At 52.9% G+C, this 26,514-nt stretch carries 27 protein-coding genes; 15 read left to right on the top strand and 12 right to left on the bottom strand.

Going from position 1 to position 26,514, the window contains the following annotated elements; genetic code table 11:
• Positions 1–34 precede the first annotated feature (34 nt).
• A complete protein-coding gene (locus RKA07_RS03255; protein ID WP_310965563.1) occupies positions 35–1,192 on the bottom strand; it encodes a hypothetical protein in 1,158 nt (385 codons plus the stop codon).
• A 143-nt stretch (positions 1,193–1,335) separates the two neighbouring features.
• Here RKA07_RS03255 and RKA07_RS03250 point away from each other — a divergent pair, with 143 nt between their 5' ends.
• Positions 1,336–2,109 carry a hypothetical protein gene (locus tag RKA07_RS03250; RefSeq protein WP_200369001.1) on the top strand — a complete coding sequence of 258 codons (774 nt, stop codon included), beginning with the start codon at positions 1,336–1,338 and terminating at the stop codon, positions 2,107–2,109.
• A 5-nt stretch (positions 2,110–2,114) separates the two neighbouring features.
• Here RKA07_RS03250 and RKA07_RS03245 read toward each other — a convergent pair whose 3' ends face one another.
• Complete coding sequence (locus RKA07_RS03245) at positions 2,115–2,567, bottom strand: Lrp/AsnC ligand binding domain-containing protein (RefSeq protein WP_200369002.1); 453 nt, start codon at positions 2,565–2,567, stop codon at positions 2,115–2,117.
• Positions 2,568–2,850: 283 nt separating this feature from the next.
• Here RKA07_RS03245 and putA point away from each other — a divergent pair, with 283 nt between their 5' ends.
• Entirely contained in the window at positions 2,851–6,480 is a 3,630-nt protein-coding gene (gene putA / locus RKA07_RS03240; protein WP_310965562.1) for a bifunctional proline dehydrogenase/L-glutamate gamma-semialdehyde dehydrogenase PutA, read from the top strand.
• Positions 6,481–6,530: 50 nt separating this feature from the next.
• On the opposite strand, the gene RKA07_RS03235 is transcribed toward putA, so the two are convergent.
• Together RKA07_RS03235 and RKA07_RS03230 are read right to left on the bottom strand one after the other, a co-directional pair.
• Positions 6,531–7,229 (bottom strand): lytic transglycosylase domain-containing protein, encoded by a 699-nt coding sequence (locus tag RKA07_RS03235; RefSeq protein ID WP_200202684.1) that lies wholly within the window; start codon positions 7,227–7,229, stop codon positions 6,531–6,533.
• 192 nt (positions 7,230–7,421) lie between these two features.
• On the bottom strand, positions 7,422–7,598 hold the full coding sequence (locus RKA07_RS03230; RefSeq protein WP_200202786.1) for a DUF1328 domain-containing protein: 177 nt from the start codon (positions 7,596–7,598) through the stop codon (positions 7,422–7,424).
• Positions 7,599–7,847: 249 nt separating this feature from the next.
• On the opposite strand from RKA07_RS03230, the gene RKA07_RS03225 reads away from it, so the two are divergent.
• The 3 genes from RKA07_RS03225 (at position 7,848) to RKA07_RS03215 (ending at position 9,603) form a co-directional block, all read left to right on the top strand.
• The gene (locus RKA07_RS03225) at positions 7,848–8,324 is read left to right on the top strand and encodes a hypothetical protein (protein WP_310965561.1); all 477 of its coding nucleotides are present in this window, start codon (positions 7,848–7,850) and stop codon (positions 8,322–8,324) included.
• Between the two features lie 25 nt (positions 8,325–8,349).
• On the top strand, positions 8,350–8,586 hold the full coding sequence (locus tag RKA07_RS03220; RefSeq protein ID WP_200202682.1) for a TIGR02647 family protein: 237 nt from the start codon (positions 8,350–8,352) through the stop codon (positions 8,584–8,586).
• 126 nt (positions 8,587–8,712) lie between these two features.
• The gene (locus tag RKA07_RS03215) at positions 8,713–9,603 is read left to right on the top strand and encodes a DMT family transporter (protein ID WP_310965560.1); all 891 of its coding nucleotides are present in this window, start codon (positions 8,713–8,715) and stop codon (positions 9,601–9,603) included.
• A gap of 31 nt (positions 9,604–9,634) precedes the next feature.
• Here the strand turns inward: RKA07_RS03215 and RKA07_RS03210 are convergent, their stop codons facing one another.
• Positions 9,635–10,855 carry an iron-containing alcohol dehydrogenase gene (locus tag RKA07_RS03210; protein ID WP_310965559.1) on the bottom strand — a complete coding sequence of 407 codons (1,221 nt, stop codon included), beginning with the start codon at positions 10,853–10,855 and terminating at the stop codon, positions 9,635–9,637.
• A gap of 174 nt (positions 10,856–11,029) precedes the next feature.
• Here RKA07_RS03210 and RKA07_RS03205 point away from each other — a divergent pair, with 174 nt between their 5' ends.
• From RKA07_RS03205 to RKA07_RS03195, 3 genes are read left to right on the top strand one after another with little or no spacing between them, the layout of a single operon-like run.
• Positions 11,030–11,941 carry a diacylglycerol/lipid kinase family protein gene (locus RKA07_RS03205; RefSeq protein WP_310965558.1) on the top strand — a complete coding sequence of 304 codons (912 nt, stop codon included), beginning with the start codon at positions 11,030–11,032 and terminating at the stop codon, positions 11,939–11,941.
• The gene (gene mtgA / locus RKA07_RS03200; RefSeq protein WP_310965557.1) at positions 11,931–12,626 is read left to right on the top strand and encodes a monofunctional biosynthetic peptidoglycan transglycosylase; all 696 of its coding nucleotides are present in this window, start codon (positions 11,931–11,933) and stop codon (positions 12,624–12,626) included. Before RKA07_RS03205 ends, mtgA begins: the two co-directional genes overlap by 11 nt.
• Before the next feature lie 26 nt (positions 12,627–12,652).
• On the top strand, positions 12,653–13,372 hold the full coding sequence (locus RKA07_RS03195; RefSeq protein WP_200202677.1) for a Rossmann-fold NAD(P)-binding domain-containing protein: 720 nt from the start codon (positions 12,653–12,655) through the stop codon (positions 13,370–13,372).
• Here RKA07_RS03195 and RKA07_RS03190 read toward each other — a convergent pair.
• The 4 genes from RKA07_RS03190 to astA form a co-directional block, all read right to left on the bottom strand.
• Positions 13,325–14,110 carry a ZIP family metal transporter gene (locus RKA07_RS03190; RefSeq protein ID WP_200369010.1) on the bottom strand — a complete coding sequence of 262 codons (786 nt, stop codon included), beginning with the start codon at positions 14,108–14,110 and terminating at the stop codon, positions 13,325–13,327. The two genes, RKA07_RS03195 and RKA07_RS03190, sit on opposite strands and share 48 nt — an antisense overlap.
• A gap of 63 nt (positions 14,111–14,173) precedes the next feature.
• Positions 14,174–14,671: a hypothetical protein gene (locus tag RKA07_RS03185; protein ID WP_200369011.1), complete on the bottom strand. Its 498-nt coding sequence runs from the start codon at positions 14,669–14,671 to the stop codon at positions 14,174–14,176.
• Positions 14,672–14,769: 98 nt separating this feature from the next.
• A complete protein-coding gene (locus RKA07_RS03180) occupies positions 14,770–15,576 on the bottom strand; it encodes a DUF1338 domain-containing protein (RefSeq protein WP_200202674.1) in 807 nt (268 codons plus the stop codon).
• Positions 15,566–16,675 carry an arginine N-succinyltransferase gene (gene astA, locus RKA07_RS03175; RefSeq protein WP_200202673.1) on the bottom strand — a complete coding sequence of 370 codons (1,110 nt, stop codon included), beginning with the start codon at positions 16,673–16,675 and terminating at the stop codon, positions 15,566–15,568. Before astA ends, RKA07_RS03180 begins: the two co-directional genes overlap by 11 nt.
• A gap of 116 nt (positions 16,676–16,791) precedes the next feature.
• Between astA and RKA07_RS03170 the strand changes: the two genes are divergently transcribed.
• A complete protein-coding gene (locus RKA07_RS03170; protein ID WP_200202672.1) occupies positions 16,792–17,220 on the top strand; it encodes an Lrp/AsnC family transcriptional regulator in 429 nt (142 codons plus the stop codon).
• A 410-nt stretch (positions 17,221–17,630) separates the two neighbouring features.
• On the top strand, positions 17,631–19,313 hold the full coding sequence (locus RKA07_RS03165; RefSeq protein ID WP_200202671.1) for an AMP-binding protein: 1,683 nt from the start codon (positions 17,631–17,633) through the stop codon (positions 19,311–19,313).
• 116 nt (positions 19,314–19,429) lie between these two features.
• On the opposite strand, the gene RKA07_RS03160 is transcribed toward RKA07_RS03165, so the two are convergent.
• On the bottom strand, positions 19,430–19,624 hold the full coding sequence (locus RKA07_RS03160; protein WP_200202670.1) for a hypothetical protein: 195 nt from the start codon (positions 19,622–19,624) through the stop codon (positions 19,430–19,432).
• A gap of 141 nt (positions 19,625–19,765) precedes the next feature.
• Between RKA07_RS03160 and RKA07_RS03155 the strand changes: the two genes are divergently transcribed.
• Positions 19,766–20,665 carry a LysR family transcriptional regulator gene (locus RKA07_RS03155; RefSeq protein ID WP_310965556.1) on the top strand — a complete coding sequence of 300 codons (900 nt, stop codon included), beginning with the start codon at positions 19,766–19,768 and terminating at the stop codon, positions 20,663–20,665.
• A gap of 19 nt (positions 20,666–20,684) precedes the next feature.
• Here the strand turns inward: RKA07_RS03155 and RKA07_RS03150 are convergent, their stop codons facing one another.
• Positions 20,685–21,326, bottom strand: a complete 642-nt coding sequence (locus RKA07_RS03150; RefSeq protein ID WP_200202668.1) for a transglycosylase SLT domain-containing protein — start codon at positions 21,324–21,326, stop codon at positions 20,685–20,687.
• Between the two features lie 167 nt (positions 21,327–21,493).
• Here RKA07_RS03150 and RKA07_RS03145 point away from each other — a divergent pair, with 167 nt between their 5' ends.
• On the top strand, positions 21,494–22,312 hold the full coding sequence (locus RKA07_RS03145; RefSeq protein WP_200202667.1) for a DUF2059 domain-containing protein: 819 nt from the start codon (positions 21,494–21,496) through the stop codon (positions 22,310–22,312).
• A gap of 65 nt (positions 22,313–22,377) precedes the next feature.
• On the opposite strand, the gene RKA07_RS03140 is transcribed toward RKA07_RS03145, so the two are convergent.
• A complete protein-coding gene (locus tag RKA07_RS03140) occupies positions 22,378–22,656 on the bottom strand; it encodes a peptidylprolyl isomerase (protein ID WP_200202666.1) in 279 nt (92 codons plus the stop codon).
• Positions 22,657–22,839: 183 nt separating this feature from the next.
• Here RKA07_RS03140 and RKA07_RS03135 point away from each other — a divergent pair, with 183 nt between their 5' ends.
• The 3 genes from RKA07_RS03135 to RKA07_RS03125 all read left to right on the top strand — a co-directional run bounded on the left by RKA07_RS03135 (position 22,840) and on the right by RKA07_RS03125 (position 26,474).
• Positions 22,840–24,426, top strand: coding sequence for an ABC-F family ATPase (locus RKA07_RS03135; protein ID WP_200202665.1), 1,587 nt, complete (start codon positions 22,840–22,842; stop codon positions 24,424–24,426).
• A gap of 256 nt (positions 24,427–24,682) precedes the next feature.
• The gene (locus RKA07_RS03130) at positions 24,683–25,246 is read left to right on the top strand and encodes a DUF1415 domain-containing protein (RefSeq protein WP_310965555.1); all 564 of its coding nucleotides are present in this window, start codon (positions 24,683–24,685) and stop codon (positions 25,244–25,246) included.
• Positions 25,247–25,389: 143 nt separating this feature from the next.
• A protein-coding gene (locus RKA07_RS03125; RefSeq protein ID WP_310965554.1) for an IS3 family transposase occupies positions 25,390–26,474 on the top strand; the annotation gives its coding sequence in 2 pieces (ribosomal slippage) (positions 25,390–25,651 and positions 25,651–26,474; 1,086 coding nt in all).
• The last annotated feature ends 40 nt before the right edge of the window (positions 26,475–26,514 follow it).

Below are 26,514 nucleotides of genomic sequence, written 5' to 3'. Positions count from 1 at the left end.
TCAGCAGGCCGGCAAAAGATGCCGGCCTGTTTTCTTATTGCCCCGAAGCCTCATAAAAAGCCCGGCTTTTTGCGTAAACGGGCGCCATATCCACCATCACAAATCCCGCCACCGGCTCATACAGAGAAAACCTATAGTTTTCTCCCAGGGGCAGGCTTGCCCAATACTCGAAAATACCACTTTTGCGCTGATCGATGTCTGGAAAACTGGCATGCTCAAAGTATCCGGATTCGGTCATTTGGTAGGTGATTTCGACCGGCGCCTGGGAAGCAATAAGCGTGTACCTCTGCAAACCCGGGTAGATTGCAGCAGCGGTGATTAAACCTAACAGGATAGCGAGTCCGAGATGCTCTGCCCGCGGCGCACCTTTCCCTAGCCGAATACCCAAAGCTCCCGCCAGAAGACCACCAGCAACGAAGGGCCAGATTGGCATGTCCCCGACAACCAGATAGTTGGTTAGCATCAGGTAGTCGACGAGTGCGTATGCGCCCAGACCAGCTAATAAAGCCATCTGTATCACCATGCCTTTGTGCTGCATTAAATTGAAATGGCCAGCCAGTGGCCCGGTACTTTCTGCGGGGGTTGATGTGAAGCTGACGCCTTTCGTTGCCAGGGAGAGAGCCTGAACAAGAGGCGCCTCAATAAGCAGCGCCTCTACCTTGGTTCGGGATTTTCCAAAGACAGAACCAAAGCCCATGCGGTGATCCGGACCACCCTCTATCAAAAAGTTATAAGGCTGCAGGCAGTAGGTTTTTTCGCGGGTGACGATGCTAAGTCTCGACTGTTGAATTGCCTGGCCAATGTTCCGGATTCCCGTAACGGGCGTCAGCTCCACGCTTTCGATGGCGCCTAATGGAATGCGGTGGGTGCCAGTGGTAAGCCCCATAAAGCCAAGACCGGTTAGCTTGGGTATATGAATAGCCAGGCTCTCGTTATTCAGAATCAAGCGAACTCTGCGATTGGCCAGCATGGCGATACATACTACGCCAAGTACCAGGCCGAAGAGCTGCACCTCAATATCGACCTCACCCTCTGCGTCCAGGTATAGCTGGGTAAGGTCTAATTCACTGGGGTTTGGGAGATTCAGCACTACGAAGGCGGTCGCCAGAAAAGCCAGAACAAGCCCTGCAATGATGATGGGAATGCCGTTCTTGATAATGCCGGCGGAATACCGGAAGCGTTGTGTCGCCATCGATTGCTATCATCCCTGAATCGTAAATTGGACCGTTATAATATACAGTAATCTGATTGAAAACCGAGATGTTTTTCCCTTAAGCGAGGGAGCCAGCTTGATGCTATGGTATGGGTATATTTCATTCGGAGCTGCAATCAGATATGCCAATATCGGTAGGCGCGAAACATTACGTTCTGATGCTGATTCCCAGCCTGCTGGGCGATATTGAAAAGCTGGGGCTGCGTAGAATTATCCGCACTTCTGACTTCTCGGAGCAGAAGGTCACGGCTCTTTATTTCGAGTTTGTGTCCATCAAACGGGTTCTTCCCGATAACCCCGAATCCATTGAACCCGCCATTTGGGAGCACTTGCTCCACTGCGTGCGGGTGATGAGTTCACTGGTAAATCTGGCCACAACTGAAGATCTGGAGCGAGCCCGGGAAATGGCGGTTCGCCGATATTACCCCCACGCCAAAGAGAAGCTGAAAAACGAATACGAACAGATGCGAAGCGAAGGCAAGGTGGACTTCCGGCTTGCCGGCATACTGCGACAGGGCGATTTGCCAGAAAACTCCGGGCAGGTGTGCATGGAGGCAATCAGGCGTGAGCGGCAGCAGCGTGTCGAATCCATAAAATGCCTTGGCGTAGAGCATTTAACCTACAACGAAGCCTTTGTTGTGGAATCTGCCAAGGCCCACGTAATGTCTCGAATCGACGAAGCTCCTGAAGATTTCGGTACTCTCGATTTGGTTATCCGCCTTCTGGATCTATTGCGGCTGGTGCTTGTTCTCGAGTCTCGCTCGCCTGGTGGCGCCAGCGCCGTATCCTCCAACTTTACAGTGGGGAACATAGTGCTGGGTATTGGTAATGCGATGTATCGCGGTGAGCTGGGCCTGACAGTGTCGGCGCTGGGCTTGGCCAGGGTCAACAAGTAGGACGCTCAGAGCCCGGCATCCTTCACATTCTCCATCACCACAAAGGTGCTGGTTTGCAGCACATGGGGCAGGGCTGAAATTTGTTCTCCCAATACCTGCCGGTACTCCGCCATGTTGCGTGTACGCACCTTCATCAGGTAATCAAAGTTGGCAGCAATCATGTGGCATTGCTCAATGGCGGCTATTTTTTTTACGGCGGTATTGAACGCCTTTAACGCCTCACTGCTGGTGTCGTTCAGCGTAACCTGAGCGAAGGCGATATGGCTTTGCCCCAGCTTGGTCTGGTTCACCAGCACGGTGTAGCCAGTAATGAACCCCTGCTCTTCAAGCCGCCGCATGCGTACCTGACATGGGGTTTTGGATAAGCCTACTTTCGACGCAAGCTCTGTAACCGTAATTCGCGCATTCTTCTGCAGCTCACGAATGATGGAATGATCTATTCGATCCAGCTCGTTCATGTTGTTCTGTCCTGTACAAGCGTAAATCCGCGACTTTTGGGCAAGTCTCGAACAAGGGCACTATGCTGTAGGCTATAAATGCCATATGCCGCAAGGGTTTTGGGTAGTTTCAAACTGGTGTGCATGGTCGATTCGGCTGAAATTGTAATTCATGGCAGAGAATTAATACATTTATGAAGGTCAATATGGCCATATTGGCGGGTCTTTACGGCGCTTACAGTCAAACAGTCTATGCTGTTGTCGGTAGAATGCGGTAAAGACAAACAACTGAGAGGGTACAACTATGATATCGCAGCAATCATTGGCTCCCGAGCTAGCCAACTGCCGGCAGGCGGTTCGCGACTACTATCTCGAGGACGAGTACAAAGTCATCCACGAGATGATTGCTGACGCTCAGTTGTCTGAAGCCGATCGCAAAATGATTTCTGCCCGTGCGGCTGATTTGGTACGCAGTGTTCGTAAGAGCGCGAAATCCACCATCATGGAAAAGTTCCTTGCGGAATACGGCCTCACTACCAAAGAGGGTGTAGCCCTTATGTGTCTGGCAGAGGCGCTGTTACGGGTGCCGGACAACACAACCATTAATGCGCTTATTGAAGACAAGATTACCTCTGGCAACTGGGGCGCTCATGTAGGTAAAGCCACCTCGGCATTTATTAACTCCACTACTGTTGCGCTGTTGATGACCAGTAACCTGCTGAAGGATTCTGATCGACATACGGTGGGCGACACTCTGCGCAAGTTGGTCAAGCGGCTAGGTGAACCGGTTGTTCGGACGGTTGCCGGCCAGGCCATGAAGGAAATGGGGCGCCAGTTTGTGTTGGGTCGCGACATTGAAGAAGCTCAGAGCGAAGCGGAATCCTACATGGCGAAGGGGTACACCTACTCCTACGACATGCTTGGTGAGGCCGCGCGTACAGACGCCGATGCCCGTCGCTACTACGAATCATACTCACGAGCCATCGATAGCATTGCCAAAAACTGTAAAGGCGATGTGCGTAAAAACCCCGGTATCTCGGTCAAGCTTTCTGCGCTGCTGGCCCGTTACGAATATGGCCAAAAAGAGCGGGTAATGAATGAGCTGGTTCCCCGTGCCTTGGAGTTGGCCAAAAAGGCGGCCGCAGCCAACATGGGCTTTAATATTGATGCTGAGGAACAGGACAGGCTGGACCTTTCTCTGGATGTTATTGAAGCAATAATGTCTGATCCCACGCTGGCAAATTGGGAAGGCTTTGGTGTTGTGGTTCAAGCTTTTGCCAAACGAGCTGCCCACACGCTTGATTGGTTATATGCACTCTCTGAAAAACTTGATCGCCGCATCATGGTGCGTTTGGTGAAAGGCGCCTACTGGGATGCGGAAATCAAGCGTGCCCAGGTGATGGGCCTGACGGATTTCCCCGTGTTCACACGTAAAGCTTGCAGTGACGTTGCCTACATTGCCTGCGCCAAAAAACTGGTGGGAATGAGTGACCGCATTTATTCGCAGTTCGCTACCCATAACGCCCACTCTGTGTCGGCTGTTCGTGAGTTGGCCAGCTCGGCGGGTCTTAAGAACTATGAGTTCCAGCGCCTGCACGGCATGGGTGAATCTCTGCACAACCAGGTTCTCAGCGAAAGTGGCGTGCCCTGCAGAATCTATGCGCCGGTAGGCAAACACAGCGATCTGCTCGCTTATCTCGTGCGCCGGCTTCTTGAGAATGGCGCAAACAGCTCCTTTGTTAACCAGATTGTAGATACCAGCATTACCCCCGAAGAAATTGCGAGGGACCCGATTGATGTGGTCCAGAAGCTTGGGAAAAATCTGTCCAGCCAGGCAATTTTACGCCCAACGGAATTGTTCGGAGCCAAACGTCGCAACTCAAAAGGTTGGGATATAACCGACCCGGTGACCGTTGCCCGTATTAATGACGGTCGCGGAGCATTCCGCACCCATCTATGGGTGGGTGGCCCGCTGATTGCGGCTGACACTACTGGCACAGAGGTGCTGGAGGTCAAAAACCCGGCCAACCCGGAAGATCTGGTTGGGCACATTACCCATGCCAATGAGGCTGATGTTAACGCTGCCATTGCAGCGGCTGAGCAAGGCTTTACTGGTTGGTCGGCCACATCTGCGGAAGATCGCGCTGCGTGTGTGCGCAAAGTAGGTGACTTGCTGGAAGAAAACGCGCACGAACTGTTTGCGCTGACGACCCGGGAAGCCGGTAAATCATTGCTGGATGGTGTTGCTGAAATTCGCGAGGCAGTGGATTTTGCTCAGTTCTACGCTAACGAGGGACTTCGCAATAAAGATAATGGCGAAGCTCGTGGCATTATTTGCTGCATCTCGCCCTGGAACTTCCCTGTGGCCATCTTCGCAGGGCAGGTTCTTGCAAACCTGGCGGCAGGTAACGTAGTCGTTGCCAAACCAGCGGAGCAAACATCGCTGTTGGCGGTTCGTGTGGTTGAAATGATGTACGAAGCCGGCATTCCAAGAGATGCTATTCAGCTTCTTCCTGGCACGGGTGCTACCGTGGGTACGGCCCTCACGTCTGATTCCAGAGTTGCAGGCGTCTGCTTTACTGGTTCCACTGCAACCGCGCAGCGCATCAATAAAGTGATGACGGAAAACATGGCGCCGGACGCACCGCTGGTGGCGGAAACCGGAGGCCTTAACGCCATGATTGTGGATTCAACAGCGCTGCCGGAACAGGTGGTTCGTGATGTACTGGCATCGTCGTTCCAGAGTGCTGGCCAGCGCTGCTCCGCACTGCGCATGCTGTATGTGCAGAAGGACATAGCCGACAACCTGCTGGAGATGCTCTACGGCGCTATGGAAGAATTGGGTATAGGCGATCCCTGGGCGCTTTCTACCGATGTAGGGCCGGTTATTGATGAGGCTGCCCGCAAGAAAATTATAGATCACTGCGATAAATTTGAGCGCGAAGGCCGCATGCTGAAAAAACTTCCGGTGCCTGAAAAGGGCCTGTATGTTTCACCGGCTGTGCTCAGAGTCAGCGGAATCGAAGAGCTTGAAGAAGAAATCTTCGGTCCGATCCTGCACGTGGCTACATTTGAAGCCAAAGATATCGACAAGGTTGTCGATGCCATAAACGCCAAAGGCTATGGGCTGACATTTGGCATCCACAGCCGGGTTGATAACCGTGTTGATCAGGTTGTCGCGCGCATCAAGGTTGGCAATACCTACGTTAACCGTAACCAGATTGGCGCAATTGTTGGCTCCCAGCCATTTGGGGGCGAAGGTCTTTCCGGAACCGGCCCCAAAGCCGGCGGTCCACAGTACGTTCGACGCTTCCTGAAAGGTGCCAATGTTGAACGCCCGGCAGAGCCAGGTGCGAAAACCATTGATGGTAAGAAACTGGATGGTCTGGTCAGCAGTCTGGGCAAGCTTTCCGTTGCTGCTCCGAAAGCCAGAATTGAGGTCATGGAACCCATTTTCGGTAAGTTGCCAGAGCCTCTGGATGCCTACCCGGAAGAGTTGCCAGGGCCAACCGGGGAGCTTAACCGCCTTTCCAATCACGCCCGTGGAACCGTTCTGTGTTTGGGGCCAGACAAGGAAACGGCATTGGCACAAGCTGCCATGGCACTGTCACAGGGCAACAAGGTGGTGGTCATTGCCCCAGGTGTTGAAGATGTTGTGGCTCGTGCCACTCCGGCCGGGTTGCCGTTAGTGGGCGTTGACGGGCTTCTGGATCCGGAAGTGCTGGTAAACGCTGTTGGCTTTGAGGCGGTTGTGAGCTGTGCCAATCAGGCTCTGTTGCGCAAGTATCGCCAGGCTCTGGCCAAGCGCGATGGCGCATTGATCCCTCTGATCACCGAGCACACACTCGATCAGCGTTTTGTGATTGAGCGTCACCTTTGCGTGGATACAACCGCAGCCGGTGGCAACGCCAGCCTGATTGCGGCGTCTGAGTAAACTCAGGATGGGGCCGGAAGCTCTCAGGGAGGGGGCTTCCGGTGATCTGATCAATTACTGGCATAGCGCTCGCGTAATATGCCGACCCGCTCAACGTAAGCCTTGGTTTCAGCATAGGGAGGAACCCCTCCGTAACGGCTTACGGCACCTGGGCCGGCATTATATGCCGCAGTGGCTAACCTGGTATCACCCTTAAAGCGTTCCAGCATTTTTGCGAGGTAGGTAACACCACCGCGGATGTTATCTGCTGCCACCATGGCATTCTGCACGCCCACCTCCAGAGCTGTGCCTGGCATCAATTGCATAAGCCCTTGGGCACCCACGGGTGAGATTGCCTTTTCATTGAACGCAGACTCCGCATGAATCACCGCACGCACCAGTGCCGGGTCAACACCATATTCTTTAGCAGCTGTTTTGATTTCTGTTTCGTAGCGACCAGCGAACAGTGGGGTAGTGCGCCAGTTCACATGAGAATCCGGGTCGCAGGCGTAGCAGTGGAAGCTGATAACATCGAAATCTGCCACTGAAGGCCGGGTACTGGTGTAGGCAACGACGCCATTGTCGTCTGTGTAGCGGAATACAGTTTCGCTTTTGCTTGAAGCTCGCCCGGGGCTGTTACTTTTTACGTTGGTAAACTCAACTCTTCCATCCGGATGCACAATACGCTTGATGGAGTCTGCTGCAACGGGTGCAGAGAGCCAGATTAAAGCGATAAGTGCGGGTAGGATGCATTGTTTGGGACTTATCATCAGCTGCTCACGGAAAGCGTAATCAGTAATCTTACTGTTCGTTATATTAAATCAGGCAGATTAAAGATTATACGGCGCTACCGGGCAGAAATGATATTACGTCTTGTCGGTGAAATGTTACCGGAAGAGGTGGAAAGCCCGGGCGTGCTGCAGTTGCCCGGGCCGAAACTCTGATCAGATTCATCCGGAATGCTAGATCTTTGGTCCCCGCCCGCGAACAGCATTGGCAACAAGAGAGATCACCAGAAGTATGAGAAAGATAAAGAACAGAATTTTTGCAATACCTGCCGCTGTACCCGCGATACCCCCAAAACCAAGGACACCGGCAATAATGGCTATGATGAGACAGATTACAGCCCAATAAAGCATAATCATTCCTCTTTGTTTGGCTTCCACTTAAAAGTGACACAGGTTTGGGGGAGGCACAAATATCAAGCAGCGGCAGAATCCTTTCTGTGTGCTTTTTACCTATATTTTCCGGGTTCAAAGTTATGTTTTTATTGATTTAAACAGGGTTTGTTGCCGGCTCATTAAGCTTTTATAAGATAAGCTGGCCGTTGGGATATTGTTATGGTGGCGCTACTGCTATTCTTTATGAACCGGGTCCTGGAGTAATTTATGACTTTGAAACACAGTATCGGTGCTTTGCTTGTTACAGCTTCCTTTATGCTTGTGGGGCCTCTCCATGCTGAACCAGCAGATTCAACCGTTGATGAGCTCAAGCGAGAAACCCGGGAGCTTGGCGAAACGCTACAGAAATATGGTGCCGACCAGAAGGACCAAGCGGAAGACTCCATAAATCGAGCACTGACTGCGCTCGACGAACGAATTGCAGAACTGGAGGAAGAGCTTTCAGAAAACTGGGACGACATGAGCAGCGTCGCGCGCGACCGCTCACAGGAGAGTTTGGCCTCCTTGCGTGAGCAGCGTGAGCGGGTGCAAGCCTGGTATAACGAACTCAAAGCCAGTTCGGCATCGGCATGGGAGCGAGCTAAAAAAGGTTTCTCCGATGCCTATGATGCACTTTCCGAGCAGTGGAGTGAAACTGAGCGGGATTTGACCCTTGATCAGGAAAAACGTAATCAAAGCATCTGACCACTAAACCAGACAAGGAAATACCATGCCATTTTCTCCAGACACTATTGCCGAGCTAAATCTGTTGTCGCAGTTTGAATCCTCTTCAGGGCAGGCTGGAATCAAGGTTCACAAAAGCGGTGCCTCACCCGAGACCGTGCAGGCAGCGGAGCGTCTGTTTGCCAAAGGCCTGATAACGCGGGATGACGGAGGCTACCTCACTCCTATGGGTAGTGAGGCAGTCGAGCTGACACAGAAACTGCAGTCTATCCTCACGACATAACCGCCTCTGACTGATCCCTCAATGCCACCTGTAATGGTGGCATTGCTGGGTGCCTGTATCTGTTTTGTATACGAACCAGGCTCTAGACTGAACGTTGTTCCAGATACCTGACCCCGGCAGCTGTTTATGCGCTCTTTCTTTTATTCGTTTTTTGTACCTGCCCTGTTTGTTTGGCTGTGGAGCACGGGCTTTATCGGCGCAAAATACGGCCTGCCCTATGCCGAGCCGTTCACCCTCCTGCTTATCCGCATGCTTCTCACTCTGGGTTTGCTTATGGTGCTGGCAGGCCTCCTCAAAGCCCGCTGGCCGGGCTGGCGCTCGGCTGGGCACCTTGCTGTTACAGGTCTGCTGGTCCACGGCTGCTATCTTGGCGGTGTGTACTATGCCATTCAGGATGGTATGCCCTCCGGAGTAGTGTCGCTGGTGGTGGGTTTGCAGCCGCTGGTTACCGCGGGTGTCGCGGTTCTTGTATTGAAAGAAGCCATTTCATGGCGGCAGTGGCTGGGTTTGGGGCTTGGCTTGGTGGGTGTCACTCTGGTTTTGCTGGAAAAGTTTGGCGGAGCAGGCAACCCGGGAGCAGCATTTCCATTGTGGACACTGATATGGGCACTGCTGGCGTTGGCCGGAATTTCACTGGGTACGGTGTATCAGAAACGCCACGGTACTGGTGCAGACTTGGTGACTGGCACCATCATTCAATACGGCGCCGCAGCCTTGTTTTTTGCCGCTGGCGCGCTGCTTCTGGAAACCCGTGAAGTAGTCTGGTCGTTGCAACTCCAACTTTCTATGGCCTGGCTGGTTTTGGGGGTTTCTATTGGCGCGATTCTGCTTTTGATGTGGTTGATTCGCCAGGGTGCTGCTTCCCAGGTGGCAAGCCTGTTCTATCTCGTGCCCCCGGTAACCGCTCTGGAAGCCTTTTGGCTGTTTGATGAGCGCCTGGGCGTATTGGCCATTACCGGAGGAATCATTTCCATTACGGGCGTTGCTCTGGTGGTTTCGCAGAAACGCCCCGGTTAAGGGGCGCTCTGACGGGGCCTAGGTGCACCGGTTATGCCGTTTGTCCGCTTATAACGCGGAGTACCTGAATTATCTCGCTTTTATTCAGGTATTTGGGCACGGCGTAGGTTCCGTGAGCTTCTTTCATGGCAGCTTGCGCCATGACGTTAAAGTGCTTCTCATCAATACCCTTCACCTCACGGGCTATGGGCAAGGTTGCAAGTAGCGTATTAACACGCTGGATCAACTTGTCGGTTGCCAGTGAATCTTCCTCTGCATCTGTGGCAAGGCCACACAGTCTGGCCAATTTTGCCATCCGAGATTTTGCGCTGTGCCTGTTTACCTCAAGAATGTGCGGTAGAACAATGGCGTTGGCCCGGCCGTGAGGAACGCCATATTGGGTACCAAGCTGGTGAGCAATGGCGTGCACGTAGCCCAGACCCGTTTTGTTCAGTGCCATGCCACCGTAGTTTGCAGCCAGAGCCATGGCGTCACGGGCTTCGTAGTCTTGTCCGTTTTCGCAGGCCTTTTCCAGGTATTTGAATACGAGTTTCACGCCGGCACCGGAGTACAGCTCGGTTTCAGGTGATGAGAAATCACTGATCCAGGATTCCAGGCAGTGGGTTAGCGCATCAATGCCCGTGTCTGCGGTTACCGACTTGGGCATGCCGGCCATGATTTCGGGATCCAGCGCGGCCGCCAAAGGGACCACCTTTGGCTCGATCACGAGATGTTTTACGTGAGTGGTTTCATCCGATATAACCGCCCCTATAGTGACTTCTGAGCCGGTACCTGCGGTAGTGGGAATAACAAACAGTGGCAGAGATGACTTTCGAGCTTTGAGAATGCCAACCAGCTCTCTGGGTGTTTTGTTGTTCGTGGCTGCCAGTGCCATCACTTTTGCAGCGTCAATAGAAGAACCTCCCCCAATAGCCAATACAGCGTCACAGCCATTTTGCTGAAGTACTTCCAGACCCTGTTCTACAACCAGAAATCCCGGGTCTGGCGTTACACCGCTGAACACAATCGTTTTAATCCCCAGCTTGTTCAGGTGCTCCTCAATTGGACTGATAACGCCAAGCTGAAAGAGCACGTCATCTGTCACAAGCAGAACCCGCTTGAAGTCGAAGTGCGCCATGTGATCAGCCAGCCTTAGCCGGGATTGCGCCCCCAGAAACATGTTGGGAGTCTGGCTTGGAATGAGTTTTGTTATTAGCTTCAGGGCTGCAAGTTGCGCTTTGGAGCGCACTGGCGTGATCAGGTCTGTAATCATTGCAGGTTTCCGGATAGTGATGTTTAGTTCAGTGGTTAACTATAGTCGGACAATATAGCAGTTGGAAGAAGTTCCTGTGTCCGTATGGTAACGACCACAATGGCATGTATGAGGTATCTTTGGTGGTTTAAGGTTTCAGGAGCTTTTTGATGTTGTTAAAGCGAGTGTGATGCTATGACTCATTGGCTGGTAGCAAATCCTGGCGCAGGCAATGGCCAGAAAGGGCGGGAGTTCTGGCGTGAAAGGCTTGCGAGCGCAGGTATTACAGGCCCGGAGTGTTGTGATCTTCAGGATAAGAGTTGGACTGCGCAGGTACAACCTGGCGACATAGTGATGGTGGCCGGAGGTGATGGATCAGTTAATGCCGTTGCCCAGATATGCCTGGAACACAAAGCAGTGCTTGCGGTGTTGCCGTCTGGTACAGCCAATGATTTCGCCCGAAACCTGGCCCTGCCGGAAGACCCTGCCGCTGTGTGTGAGCTTGTTCAGCGAGGGGTCACGCAAAAAGTGGATGTGGCAGAATTTGGAGATGGGATTTTTCTCAATGTCGCGCACATTGGCCTCGGAACGGTAGCAGCCCGGGAAGCGGAAGGTGCAGCCAAAAAATTCTTTGGTCGTTTCAGCTATGGCGTGGCTTTGTTGAAGCAGGTGAGTGCCAAGCGCGGTTTTCATGCGGAAATATCATGCGACAAGGCGTTTGTGCGGGGTCGCTGGTTATCGATTGCTGTGTCCAGCGGCGCATTTTTTGGGGGTGGGAATGAGATTCCGCAAGCAACAGCGGATGACGGGCTACTTGATATTATTGCGGTGAAGCCACGCCCTTTGCTGCAGTTGCTGCTTACCTTCCTGCTGGTGCGACTGAGTGGAAAGTCTCCTGATCGCACCAGCACGGTGGTGCACCTGAAGGGCAAGCGCTGCGATATTTATACGCCAAAACCGAAAATCGTTACGGTGGACGGAGATGAAGCGGGAAAAACACCGCTTCACGTTGTGTGTCGTAAACACTGTCTCCGGGTGATCGGCGCATCCGTAGTGCGTACAGGTGAGGCTGGAAAAGTTGCGAGCGGGGGTGTAAATGGCTCGTAAATCACTCTCGAAGCGACTGTTTCGTAGCGTTGCATGGGTATTGGTTACGCTGGTACTGCTGTTTCTGTCGGTGCTGCTCTTGTTCCGGTATGTAAATCCACCCACCTCGGCGTTCATGCTTGGTTACAGCTTTACTCATCCGCACAAAGAAGTGCAGCAGCAATGGGTTAGTTTTTCGGACATCTCGCCCTGGATGCCACTTGCGGTGGTGGCCAGCGAGGATCAGCGGTTTCCCGATCATTGGGGTGTTGATTTTGTCGCGATTCGCAAAGCCTTGGCTGAGTATCATGCAGGTGACGGGCTCAGGGGCGCCAGTACCATCACACAGCAAACCGCAAAAAACCTGTTTCTATGGAATGGCCGAAGTTTTGTCCGTAAAACTCTGGAGGCCGGGCTTGCGCTCGCGGTTGACGGGCTTTGGCCAAAACGCCGAATTCTTGAGGTGTATTTGAATATAGCCGAGTTTGGTCCCGGAATTTACGGTGTTGAGGCTGCGAGCAAGGCGTATTTCGGTATATCTGCCCGGCAGTTATCGGCCAGCCAGTCTGCACGGCTGGCTGCCGTTTTGCCTAATCCGAAAGTGTTGAGTGTGACCTCGCCGTCGCCCTATGTGCGGGATCGTATTTTCTGGATTAGGGGGCAAATGGATCAGCTATCCGGGCTACACTACCTGAAGGATTTGTAGAGCATTCGCAAAATAAAGAGAACTTTATGAAAGTGTTATTGCTGGGTGCCACCGGATTGACCGGTGGATTGGTTCTCACTGGCCTTTTGGCCCGTGACGAGGTTGAACTGGTGGTAGTGCCTGTTCGGAAAGCGCTGGAATCTGTTCACGGCAAGCTGCAGCAGCAGGAAATGGATTTTGACCGCATGGCAGACCATGCTGAGCTTTTTAAGGTGGATGTCATTATCTGTTGCCTGGGCACGACCATTAAAAAGGCAGGCTCTCAGGAACAATTCAGAAAGGTAGATTACGATTACTGCCTGGAAGCAGCTGAACTTGGGCGTGCAGGTGGTGCTGGTGCGTTCATCTTGATGTCTGCTATTGGATCGTCATCTTCTTCAACAATTTTCTACAACCGGGTTAAAGGCGAACTGGAAGATGCAGTGAAAGGCCTTGGTTACCCTTATTTGTCGATATATCACCCTAGCCTGCTGCTGGGCGACAGGCCGGATCACCGTTTGGGAGAAGCCATAGGTGCCAAGGCTATGCCGCTGATTAACCGCATGTTGTTGGGGCCGTTGGAAAAGTACCGGGCAATCGAGGCACAAACCGTTGCATCTGCCATGGTTAACGAGGCCTGCAGCCTGGCTGCCAAACCGGTTGCCGAGCAGGTTGTTCAGGTTCGCCAGTATGAGGATATTGTTGCGCTGGCAGGCGCCTCAGCCCAGGGTGACATCCAGGAACATCATCACCACAAAACCGATTAGCAGTGCGAAGGTGGTCTGGGCCTTGTAGCGGCTTCGATGGGTTTCGGGAATGATTTCGTTGCTGATAATGAACAGCATGGCACCGGCGGCGAAACCCAGAGTCCAGGGCATTATCGGTTCTGCCAGCGACACCAGTGCAGCACCGAACAGACCACCGATAGGTTCGGCCAATCCTGTTAAAAGAGCGATAGTAAAGGCGCGAACTCGCGAGTATTGGATGGCAATCAGCGAAAATGCAACGGCAAGGCCTTCCGGAATATTCTGAATGCCAATGCCCAGTGCCAGGACATAACCGTTGCGCACATCGCCCCCTGCAAAACCAACACCTACCGCCATGCCTTCGGGAAAGTTGTGCAACGTAATAGCGATAATGAACAACCATATTCGGCGAATATGGGCTGCATCAGGCCCCTCTGGCCCGAGATTAAAATGCTCATGGGGCAAGTTCTGGTGGAGGTAGTACAGAGCTCCAGCACCCGAAAGAACGCCGAATATTACAAGCAGTGCAGCCGCCCATGTTGAGCCCAGCAGCACTTCTCCGTATTCCAGCCCGGGGATCAACAATGAAAAAACGGAGGCCGCGAGCATTACGCCTGCAGCACCCGCCAGCATGCAGTCCTGCAGGCGGGTAGAGAGATCTTTAACGAAGAATACAGCCAGGGCTCCGATGCCGGTTGCCAGCCCCGCTAATAAGCTGGCCAGTGCACCAAGCCAAACGATGTTGATATCGGCAGTCATGAAAACCGGATGCTCCGGGCCAGTGCTATGCCTTGTGAACCTCGTTTGAAATTAGTCAAATCATCAGTCCGTTTCGTAGTTGGGGTTTTTCGACCGCGACAGTGTGGGTTCACAGCCAACAATTTGCCTCGCCTGCCTGTGTGCATGGAGATACCAGCGTTGCCCGGGTTTGGTAAAGGTATTCCGGGTTATCTGAAAATCGGTTGTTTCCATGGTGGCGGGTATTGGCGAGCCATCGGCGTGACGATATACACAGCTCACGCTGAGGGTGGCGGGTTCAGCCGTTGGTAATTCTATGAAGCCGTCATCCCGAATCTTTGGCGTATTGCCGTCCACGCTGATGATTTTAAGGCAAGGGCCGTAGTGAACCCTGCCGTGCTCCTTCAGGTATTCGCTCAGGCAGTGCTGGGCACTCAGTAAAACCCTACTATGGCTTACTGCTCCCGTGCTTTCGGGCATGCTCTTACTTTTTTGACCGGCAGCCGGGCTTGCATCTGGCAATGACTGGCATCCAGCCAACACAAGAAAACAGGCCAGCAAAAGCGTGACGACAGGCTTCATTGATACTCCTTGTTGCATTGAACAAATGGAATTGTTCGGGAACAAGGGCTTAGTTTAGCTTAGCTATCCCGCTGGTACACGGGTGTATATTTCAGCTTTTAAATCCCGGCATTGGTGCTTTCGAAGATCTTGTCGGCAGATGCCGCAACAAATCCGCTGTAAAGGGTGCCGTTGGGCTTCTTGTAACGAAGTGCGAACTCATAGAAGCAGCTGGGAATCGTCATTTCACGGTCGCTGAACTGAACAGGAACCCGGTCGGCCATTGTGGATGACTGTTCAAGCAACTCTTCAGGAGAACCCTTCACTTCACCACCGGCCGCATTCACTGCAAAACCCTTGTCCTTCAGGAGCTGGTTAATATCAGTAACTGTTTCAAAGTTAGTCAGGTGGTTAACACTTACCGTGAAGTGATTTGCCCGGTAACCCCAGGCCCCGAGCCAGGCTGCATATTCGCTCTCTTCGAGCAGTTGGCGGTAAGTGCTGGAATCCAGATCCCAATGCCGCCCTGAGTACAGAAAGTTGTCTGCCGTAACCTTATCGTCTGTTATCCCGTCCACCAGCTGTGAGGCAATAGCCTGAAGTTCTGGTGAGCACTGCTCTGTCAGCAACTCTGAAATAAACACCTTCGGAGCTTCAGGGTCTGCGTGCTCGTAATGCCGGGCATAAAGCTTCTTGCCTTCGAAGTGGTATTCGCCGCCTTCCCGGTACCCTAAGGCCAGGAAATGCGCTGCGAGAGTATCCAGACCAACTGGCTTCAGGTTGAAGGTTCTCAGGGCGATATGATCATTGATGATTGCTTGGCCTTCTTCGGCACCCAGAATGCGGTGGATCTTCGCGGCCGATGGTGTGACAGCTCTATAGTCCTGCCAGAGATTTTCGAACAAGGCGTTGCGATCAGTATGCATAGCTTAACTCCGTAGCCGTAATTCTGTTTCGTGCCGTCGACGTCGCATGGTTTAAAGGCAAAATGCGCGAGAGGTCGCCGTTCTCAAGGCAAAGTTTGGTCGCCAGAGAGCGGGAAATAATCAGTGTATCTGAATACTCGGACACCTCGGATGTGACGGTTGCCCGAAAATTTGCTGTTTCTGTATTTGCAATCAGCGTTGGTTCGTTGTGGCGGTGGTTGGTGCGGCCAAATGGCGTATTTGTCCCTGCCAGATAATCATCCACCCTGACGCTGTGCGCAGAGGAAGACCTGACGCTTCGTATCTCTGCCAGGGCACATTCCACGGTTGGACCCGCATCAAACAGGTCTATCAACCCTTTGTGCTTGAAACCCTCTGCCTCCAGTATCTGTAAGGCTGGCCGGGTGTTGTTGTGTACCTGGCTAAGTACAGCTCGGGCCTCCGGGCTCATAAGGCAGGTATAGAGAGGGTGAGAGGGCATCAGTTCATCAATAAAATCTGTGTAGCCCGCACCAATAAGCTGGGTTGCCTGGCTAAACTCCATGTCCACAAAGTGCGCTTTTAGCCAGTCCCAGAAGGGGGAGCGACCGGCAGCATCAGAAACCCCGCGCATTTCGGCAATGACCTTGTGCGAGAAGCGCTCCGGGTGAAGAGCCATAAACAGAAAGCGCACCCGGGAGAGCAGTTTGCCCGCATTGGCCCGGCGAAACTCAGGGCGCAAATAAAGAGAGCAAATCTCGGAATAGCCTGTGTAGTGGTTGCAGCGGGTGAGGGTTTCCACACTCTTGCGAACATCAAGGTCCCGTGAGTGATGGGTTACTGTGTTGCGCCGGAAGTGGTAAAGCGGCTGGGTATGCCCGGTGTTTGCCTCAATACCACTGGTGCCGAGGATGTCGCCAGTGGCCTCATCTTCCAGTACAAACAGGTAGTGCTCATCACCAGGGTTATGCACGTCACGCTCGAAGCTTGCTATGGAGTGGGCAATTTTTTGTGACAAAGCGTCCATGTTTGGCATTAGGGATGTAAACCCCGGGCCAGACTCTTCGGCTATCTGGTAGAGCGTATCCAGATCTTTGTCTGCAATTGGGCGAATAATCATGGGCTGAAACCTGGCGTTGTTTCGAAACAGTATGCATTTGGACTTTGCCGGTTTGTAGGTGCATTTTGTCCGGAATGAGCTATGCTCTTGTCAAAATAACGCGATCGGTTATCAAAATGATCAATAGCAAAGACCAAAAACTGCTTATGCTGCTTCGCCAGAATGCCCGAGTCAGCATTACAGACCTGGCGAAGGCTTTACAGTTGTCCCGCTCAACGGTGCAAAGCCGGATCTCCCGGTTAGAAGCTAGTGGCGTGATAGCTGGGTATGCGGTGCAACTGGGGGGCGCGTTTTCTTCCAGCCAAGTGGAAGCCCATGTGTCTATCAAGGTGGCTCAAAAATTAACGGCGCGAACGAACAAGGCTCTTGAGGGCATTAGCCAGGTGTCGCAGTTGTTTTCGGTTAGCGGAGAATACGATCTCATAGCAATCGTTCAGGCTCAGTCTCTTGAGGAGCTGAGCGCAGTGTTGGACGAGATTGGCAATCTCGATGGGGTTGAGCGCACTAACTCAGCCGTGGTGCTGGAAACCCGCTTCCGGCGTTAGGCGCATTTCACAACCTTTGGGATAGTGGGTTTTCAGGCGCCCAGCATCCCTGCGAAAGCACTGTAGAGGAAAGCGGCTGAGCCAAGAAGGATAAGTCCCCAAGCAGGAAAGATCAGGATAGAGCGATTCGTTGACTGCCTCATGGCGGTCTCCTCTGAGGGGTAGAGTTCGATAAGCTTCGATTTTCACTTTAGACCAATCTTGACGAATGTCACACAAAAAATAACCAGCTTCGTTGGCGCGAAACAGAGTATGGGGTGGATTTAGTCAATAAGGCGGGTATTTAATGCCATTGAGCTCTCGCCAAATACCGCTAATATTTGTGAATTCCAGTGGAAGTGCATTAGAGTGAATCCTAATTCACATGTTGGGCGGAATTCGTCACCGATAACAATAATCAGGAGTTTTTCATGGCAGTGGATCCCCGCAAGCTGACTTCTTTGCACTGTTTGTACTATTGGGCCGAGAAAAGCCCGGAACGGACATACCTCACTCAGCCCTATCCCGATGGGACTGTTGAGGATATTAACTGGAAACAGGCTGCGGACCAGGTTTCACGCATGGCCGCCCATCTCAACAGCCTTGAACTCCCTGAGCGCAGTAATATTGCCGTCCTCGGCAAAAACAGTGCGCACTGGATATTGTCGGATCTCGCTATTTGGGCCGCCGGGCATGTTTCAGTGCCGTTGTATCCCACGCTTAATGGGGACGCTGCTGCCTATGTTCTTGAACACTCAAAGGCAAAATTGCTGTTCCTGGGGAAGCTGGATGGCACCGCAGATGGCTGGAACGATATAAAAGGGCACATTCCTTCTGATCTCCCAATCATCTCCCTGCCTATGTCGCCGCGAGATGATACGCCCAAGTGGATTGACGTCATTGCCAGGCACGAGCCAGCGGCACCAAAGTTACCGAGCCAGGATGCACTTGCTACGATTGTTTACACCTCGGGCAGTACTGGCCGCCCTAAAGGAGTAATGCATAATTTTGGATCCATGATGTCTGTGGCCGACGGTTTGCAGCAGATGTTCACGGTGACCTCTGAGGATCGAATGCTGTCATACCTTCCGTTGGCTCACGTGGCGGAGCGAGCGGCGGTTGAAACGCAATCCCTGTATTTTGGCTTTCATACCTATTTCGCCGATAACCTGGACACCTTTCAGCAGGATCTTCAGCGTGCCCGGCCAACACTGTTCTTCTCTGTGCCGCGGCTGTGGATGAAGTTTTATCTTGGGGTGAATGCCAAACTGCCTCCCAAAAAGCAAAAGCTGTTATTCAGCATCCCGTTTGTGCGTTCCGTTGTGAAAAAGAAGGTGCTTAAACAGTTGGGGCTGGATCATTGCCGGGCTGCACTGACGGGGGCAGCACCTTTGTCGGAAGAGATTATTTTGTGGTATCGCAACCTTGGTCTGGAGTTGCTTGAAGTTTATGGTATGACAGAAAATTTCGGATACTCCCATGCCAGTCGGCCCGGACGAGCCCGGATAGGTTGGGTAGGCGAGGCCAATCCGGGTGTTGAGCACCGCATTGGCGAAGGGGGTGAACTGGAGGTGAAAAGCCCGGGAATGATGATGGGCTACTACCAAAACGAAGAGAAAACCCGCGAGGATGTTACCGCTGATGGTTTTCTCAAAACCGGTGATATGGGTGAGATTGATGCAAGCGGCTATCTGAAAATTACCGGCCGGGTAAAAGACCTGTTCAAAACCTCAAAAGGTAAATACGTTGTGCCGGTTCCTATCGAGAACCGGTTTAACCATCCTTCGGTGGAAGTAGTCTGTGTAGCCGGTGCCAACCAGCCTCAACCTTGCCTGATGATACTTCTGTCAGAGGACGTTCGGGAGGCGCTTTCAAATGGAATGGACCGGGCAGAGCTTGAGCAGGAGTTGCTGAAAGAACTGGGCGCAGTAAACGAAGAATGCGAAGCCCACGAAAAAATATCCTTCGTTGTGGTTGTGAAGGAGCCTTGGACCATGGAGAACGGAATGCTCACGCCAACCATGAAGATCAAGCGGAACGTAATCGAGGACACTTACAACCGCAAAATGGACAGTTGGTTTGAGCAGAAAAGGAAAGTGGTTTGGGAATTATGATCGGGTAATGCAAAACGCCGGTGGCTCTGGAATCAGCACCACCGGCGTTTTCAGTTTGGCTACTTGCTTCAGAGCTGCGCTATATGGTGCAGCTCTTTACGTTGGCCTGACTGGAATTAGTGACCGCCTTGCATCTGAACGATATCGGGCGTTGCTTCTGCAGCCTTACGGTTGAATGACCGCAGCTTGCGGCTCATGAACCGGACCGCCATCTTTGCTGCCGCACGTGTGTGCTGACTTCTAACCTCAGCACCATTGTGGAGGATGCTGGATGGTAGCGGTTTAACGGTTGCCATATGTCTTTGTGCCATAGCGACTTCCTCCTTTCTGGTGAGTTGCTATTTGTGATTGGTTAAAATCTATTTACCTGAATTTACATTGAATTATAAGGGTATTTTTTTGCAGCGTAAATACGTTAAAATCCGTACTCATGTTGCAAATATGCAGTAGCTATGGACTGGGATTATCTTCGATATATACATGCTCTGGCAATAGGTGGAACCCTGGCGAAAGCTGGAGAATTGCTGGGCGTGCATCAAACCACTGTTTTGCGCCGGCTCGACCAGATGGAAGAGACCTTGGGCGTGCAGTTTTTTGAACGCAACCGGGATGGACTTCAACTGACACCAGTGGGAGAAACCGCTTTCCGTAATGCCGAAAAATTGTCAGTAGAAATGGAAAACCTTGAGCGCAAGCTGGTTGGGCAGGATGCAGCGCCCGTAGGCAAGGTACGCCTGGCGGCGGAAGATACGATGATGAGCGAGTTGCTCGGGTCGGTTCTTGCTGAACTGGTGCGGGAATTTCCTGATATTGAGCTGGAAGTGCTCACCGATAATGATGTTACCAATCTTACCCACAGGGAAGCCGACCTCACTTTGCGCCCCGAGAACAAGCCTCAGGCAACGCTGGAGGGTGAGCGCATAGCGGCCATCGAATCGGCGGTATACGGCTCTGCCAGTTATTGCCGGCGTCATCGCAATATGGATATTGAAAATCAGCCAGAAGATTGCCTCTGGATTATTCCGGATGACACCTTCAGCCACCTGGCAACGGGTCGGTGGTACCGCAAACATCTTAAACATGCCACGTCGGTCATCCGCTGCAACAGCTTGCACGCCATGCATGCGCTGGCGCGGTCAGGCGCTGGTCTTGCAGTTTTGCCCTGTTATTTGGGGGAAAGCACCAAAGAGCTTCGCCGTTTGTCAGATCCGCTGGAAGGCGAAAGTGTCGACCTGTGGGTGCACGTAAGCCAGGACACTCAGCAAATGGCGAGAATTCGAATTGTGAAAGAGTTTCTGGTGGACAGGCTTCGAGCTCAGGCCTCAGCAATCGAGTTCAACCCGACACCCTGAGCATACAGGGTGCAGGCGCTCAGCCACAGAATGGCCAGAACTGGTACCAGCGCCAGCACTGGAACTCCTTTTCGCAGGATTTGAGTTGGTTGTCGTACCGGAAAGCCCTTGACTGCACCCGAGATGCCAAGGCTGTAATAGACGGCTTGCGGGCAAACGTTTTGCGGGCGTAGCCGCCGCGGCCTTCGTGGTATGCCAGGTAGAGCAGGCGTGGACTATGGAAGGGGATGCCGAGCTGCCGATGGGAGAGGTGGTTGTACCATCCCACAAAATCCAGCGCGTACTCCATATCAGTCCGTACGGTAAACAAACCATCGCCATTGGCGGCAAGGTATTCACCCCAAGCCGGGTCCAGGGCCTGCGCGTAACCATAGGCGGTGGTTGGCCGGGTCCAGGGAATGAAGCCCCATAAGCGGGTTCTGGGTGGCCGGGCGTGGCTGCGGAACGATGACTCGTAGTACACGAAAGCCATCTGGGTGGCGATGGGTGTTCCCCAGCGTTCCTGGGAGTCCTTTGCGTAGTCGTACCAAACCGTATGTTCACGAAAGATCTCGCACAGATCGTTCGGGTTCACGGGAGGTTCCGGGGCGAGCAAGCTGAAACGCAGTGTTGCCCAGGTGCCGATGATCAAGCCCAGAACCGGAAGCCCGTACCATTTCACGCGAGATCGCCACCGATCACGACGTGTCTGGCGCTTTCTTTTGCGTGTGCGTGACCGCGTCCAGAGCTTTCCTACCAAACTGTCATCTCCGGAACCCATGGATTGCTTGCTCAGGGGAGGGTGTGCGTGTCATAAACGCAGCATCCACCAAACAGGATGATAGTTAAATGAAGCTTGGTACCCTAGTTAAACCTCTTTTAATCACCGGCCTGATTATCGCTGGCCCTGCCATGGCCGCGCCCAGTGCGCAGCAGGTGCTGGCAGCATCGCCTGTCGATGACATTGTTGAACGCTACCCGGCCATGATGAGCGAAGGCATTCGCGAAGGCTTGAAGCGCAGCCCGCAGCTGCCTCCCATGGTTGCTGACACCATTGGATACGTTGTCAGCAACAGCTTTCGTGCGGCGGATATAGAGCAGCAAATAGTGAAAAACCTGGAGCGCGACCTCTCCGGGAAGCAGCTTGAAGCAGTGGAAGGCTGGTACAAGACACCGGTGGCCCGGAAAATCTCGGCTGTGGAAATTGCAGCTTCAGACCCGGCTGCCTGGCAACAGATGCAGGCCAAGGCTGCGGAGCTTGGTAAAAAGTACAAAGGCACGGATCGTGCCCGGATGTTCGAGCGCTTTGATCGGGCAGCCCGCGCAACGGAAAGTGCTGTAGACACCACCATTGCCGTGCAGCTTGGATTGGCAACGGCCATGGCTGCGTTCAGCCCTGACTCAGCAAACTACGATGAGCTTAAACGGAAGATAGAGAACCAGCGCAATGCTATAAGGGGTGTGGTTGAACAGCAGGTATACGACAGCTATTTGCACACTTATGAAAAAATAAGCATGCAGGAGATGGGGCTGTATATCGACTTTCTGGAAAGCGGGCCGGGTTCTGCATTTTCAAAAACCGTCACCCAGAGTATCCAGCAGGCTATTACCGATCCGATTGAGTCTATCGGCAACCAGATGGCGAGATTTCTCGCTCCGCAAAAGTAAAGACCGCATGGGAGAGGCTGGCTCCGAAAGTATTCAGGAGCCAGCTTGCAGGCATTCCGGGTTGCTTAGCTGCGGCTGGTTACTTCCAGCAGGTGGTAGCCAAACTGGGTCTTGACCGGCCCAAGAACCTTGTTGATTTCACCGCTGAACACAACCTTGTCGAACTCCGGAACCATCTGGCCTGGGCCAAATGAACCCAAGTCGCCGCCGTTACGGCCAGACGGGCAAGAAGAGTGCTGTTTCGCTACTTCCGCGAAATCCTTGCCACCTTCAATTTCTTTCTTCAGCTCTTCGCATTTCGCTTCGCTGTCTACCAGAATGTGGCGTGCAGTTGCCTGTGTCATGAAAACGTTCCTTAAATAAAATGAATGGGTAACTCTGAAAAGGAATGCTGCCTTTCCCCCGCGCTCTAGGCAAGCCCTTTTTATGCGTGTTTCTGCGGCCTCACGGTTACCATCGCAAACCTGTACAATGCCGGCTTTATTTAGCCGGTGCTGCGCTGGCCCTTACTTCTATAGGTTTGTTTCTTGATCTCTACTGCCAATATCACCATGCAATTCGGGGCTAAGCCCCTATTTGAAAATGTTTCCGCAAAGTTCGGTAACGGCAACCGCTATGGCTTGATCGGGGCCAACGGCTGCGGTAAATCCACCCTGATGAAGATTCTCGGTGGTGACCTGGAACCGTCTGCCGGCCAGGTTATGCTGGAGCCGAATGTTCGTCTGGGTAAGCTGAGGCAGGATCAGTTTGCCTACGAGACCTGCTCCGTCATGGACACAGTCATCATGGGCCATGAAGAACTGTGGAACGTCAAAAAAGAGCGTGACCGCATCTATTCGCTGGCCGAGATGAGCGAAGAAGACGGTATGGCGGTGGCGGATCTGGAAGTTCAGTTCGCGGAAATGGACGGCTACACCGCCGAATCCCGCGCCGGTGAACTACTTTTGGGACTGGATATTCCACTGGAACAGCACGAAGGGCCGATGAGCAGCCTGGCCCCTGGCTGGAAGCTACGAGTATTGCTGGCCCAGGCTCTGTTTTCTGACCCAGACGTGCTGTTGCTGGACGAGCCCACCAACCACCTGGACATTAACACCATCCGCTGGCTGGAAAACATTCTGGTGGCTCGCAGCAGCACCATGATCATCATTTCTCACGACCGTCACTTCCTGAACAGCGTGTGCACCCACATGGCTGACCTGGACTATGGCGAGTTGAGGCTGTTCCCGGGCAATTACGATGAATACATGACCGCGGCCACTCAGGCTCGCGAGCGCATGCTATCGGATAACGCGAAGAAGAAAGCACAGATTGCGGAACTGCAGCAGTTCGTTAGCCGCTTCTCTGCCAACGCATCCAAAGCAAAGCAGGCCACTTCCCGCGCCCGTCAGATCGACAAGATCCAGTTGGATGAAGTAAAGCCTTCAAGCCGCGTTAGTCCGTTTATCCGTTTTGAACAGGGCAAAAAGCTGCATCGCCAGGCAGTCACCATCCGGGATCTGACCAAAGGTTTTGATGGCAATACGCTATTCAACAAGCTGAACCTGCAAGTAGAAGCCGGCGAGCGCGTGGCCATCATTGGCCCTAATGGTATTGGTAAAACCACTTTGTTGCAGTGCCTTGCAGGTGCTTACGAGCCGGACAGCGGCGAAGTGAAATGGACGGACAGCGCCGAAGTGGGTTATTACGCCCAAGACCATACGGATGATTTTGCTGACGACGACACCCTGTCGGAATGGATGGCGCAGTGGACTACCGGTGGCGAGCAGCTGGTTCGTGGCACTCTCGGGCGCATGCTGTTCTCTGGAGACGACATTGGTAAGTCGGTACGGGTGATTTCCGGTGGTGAGCAGGGGCGCATGCTGTTCGGCAAGCTGATTCTGCAAAAGCCGAACGTAATGCTGCTGGATGAGCCTACTAACCACTTGGATATGGAGTCTATCGAGGCGCTAAACCTCGCGCTGGAGAACTATCCCGGTACACTGATTTTCGTGAGCCACGACCGTGAATTTGTGTCTTCCTTGGCCACTCGGATTATTGAGTTGACGCCTGAGGGGATTACGGACTTTAGTGGGACTTATGATGATTATCTTCGTAGCCAAGGTCATCTTTAAAAACTACTGATACTGCGGGGGCTGGGCAGACGGGCAGGGCGGGCCAAAAAACGCTGTGGATACGTCCGTGTACGCTTGGCTCCGCCCTTTAGCGCTTATTGCTCCTGCGTCGCGCTAAAGGTCCTGGGCAAGCCGTCCATGGCTTGCCCGTGAAGTGCTTCGCACTCCACCCATGGCTCCGCACATTTTTGGCCCGCCCTGCCCGTCTACCCGATCTGAACTTTACAGGTTGGATCAACAACAAGAGGAATTTTGTGTGAGCGAAGGAACCGTAGTTCAGGCGACCCGGAAATGGGTCGAAGATGTTGTTGTTGGTTACAACCTATGCCCGTTTGCCAAGCGCGAGCTGGTCAGGGATCGGGTTCGGTTTGTGGTATCCGAGGCTGATAACGAGGACTCACTCCTCCAGGCCCTGCAAACAGAACTCCTGCGTTTGGACGATGAGCCGGAAATTGAAACCACTCTTCTTATTCATCCTCACGTACTGCAGGACTTTGCAGACTACAACGAATTTTTGGGTGCTGCAGACGGGTTACTGACCTATCTGGATATGGAAGGCATCTACCAGATCGCCAGCTTCCACCCGGAATATCAGTTTGCAGGCACTGAATCGAATGATGCGGAGAACTACACCAACAGATCTCCGTACCCCATGCTTCACCTGTTGCGCGAAGCTAGCCTGGAATCTGCGATTGATAACCATCCGGATGTGGATGGCATACCGCCGCGAAATATCGAACTGATGACCCAACTCGGCGCACAAAAAATGCGGGATATCCTTGCAGGCTGTTTGAAAGCGCAAGAGAAAACTGTGGACTAGAGAGTGAGCTGACGGTGGCTCCCTTAAAAGATGCACTGCAAGGAATACAGGGGAGTAGAACGAAGAGCCGGTGTGTAATCCCCCCAGAAAATAATCGAGGTTTTGAGTAGAGGCTTTTACAATGATCGCAGAAGGAGCGAAAAATGAAAAAGTCTCGATTTACCGACAGCCAGATTATGGCGATTTTGAAGCAGCATGAGGCCGGAGTCCCGGTAGCTGAACTGGCCCGGGAGCACAACGTCAGCACCGCACTGATTTATCAGTGGCGTTCGAAGTTTGGCGGCATGGATGCTTCGATGATGAAGCGCCTGAAGGAACTGGAAGCCGAGAATGCGCGCCTTAAAAAAATGTATGCCGAAGAACGGCTCAAGGCCGAGCTGCGTCAGGAAGCCCTGGAGGGAAAGTTGTAAGGCCATCTCAGCGCCGGGAGATGGCCATAAAGGGTGTGGCCAAGCATGGAATTAGCATAAGCCTGGCCTGTGTAGTTTATGGCATCAGCGAGACCTGCTATCGCTACCAATCGAAGTTGGACGGCGAGAACGCTCTGGTTGCTGACTGGCTGTTACGGCTCACTCAGACCCACAAGCGCTGGGGTTTTGGCTTGTGTTTCCTGTATCTGCGTAACGTGAAGGGCTACAGCTGGAACCACAAGCGCGTGTATCGCATTTACCGGGAACTGGAACTGAATTTACGCATCAAGCCCCGGCGAAGAATCCAGCGGGATTATCCGGGCGAGCTGGCCGTTCCTACAGCGCCAAATCAAGTCTGGTCGATGGACTTCATGAGCGACCAACTGGTTAGCGGCAAGACGTTCCGGACGTTCAATGTGATTGACGACTACAATCGCGAAGGCCTTGGCATCGAAGTAGACCTATCATTACCTGCTCAACGAGTGATCCGCGCTCTGGATCAAATCATCGAATGGCGCGGCAAACCAGCGGCCATTCGTTGTGACAATGGGCCGGAGTATATCTCGCAGTCACTGGTTGATTGGGCCAACAGGAATCGAATTACGCTGATCTATATTCAGCCGGGCAAGCCTACTCAGAATGCTTATATCGAGCGCTTCAATCGGACTGCGCGGCACGAATGGCTGGATCTGCATCAGTTCAACAGTATTCCCCATGCCCAGCTATTAGCCACGCAATGGTTGTGGCAATACAATAACGAGCGACCCAATACCGCTATCGGGGGCATACCACCAACCAAGCTGCGAAAGGCAGCTTAACCCTCTACTCAAAAGAGCGGTTATAAATGGGGGGATTACA

Source organism: Marinobacter xiaoshiensis, assembly GCF_031631795.1.
Taxonomy (GTDB): Bacteria; Pseudomonadota; Gammaproteobacteria; order Pseudomonadales; family Oleiphilaceae; genus Marinobacter; species Marinobacter xiaoshiensis.
Note: the sequence above shows the minus strand (reverse complement) of the source record. Positions and strands in the feature narration are given on the sequence as shown.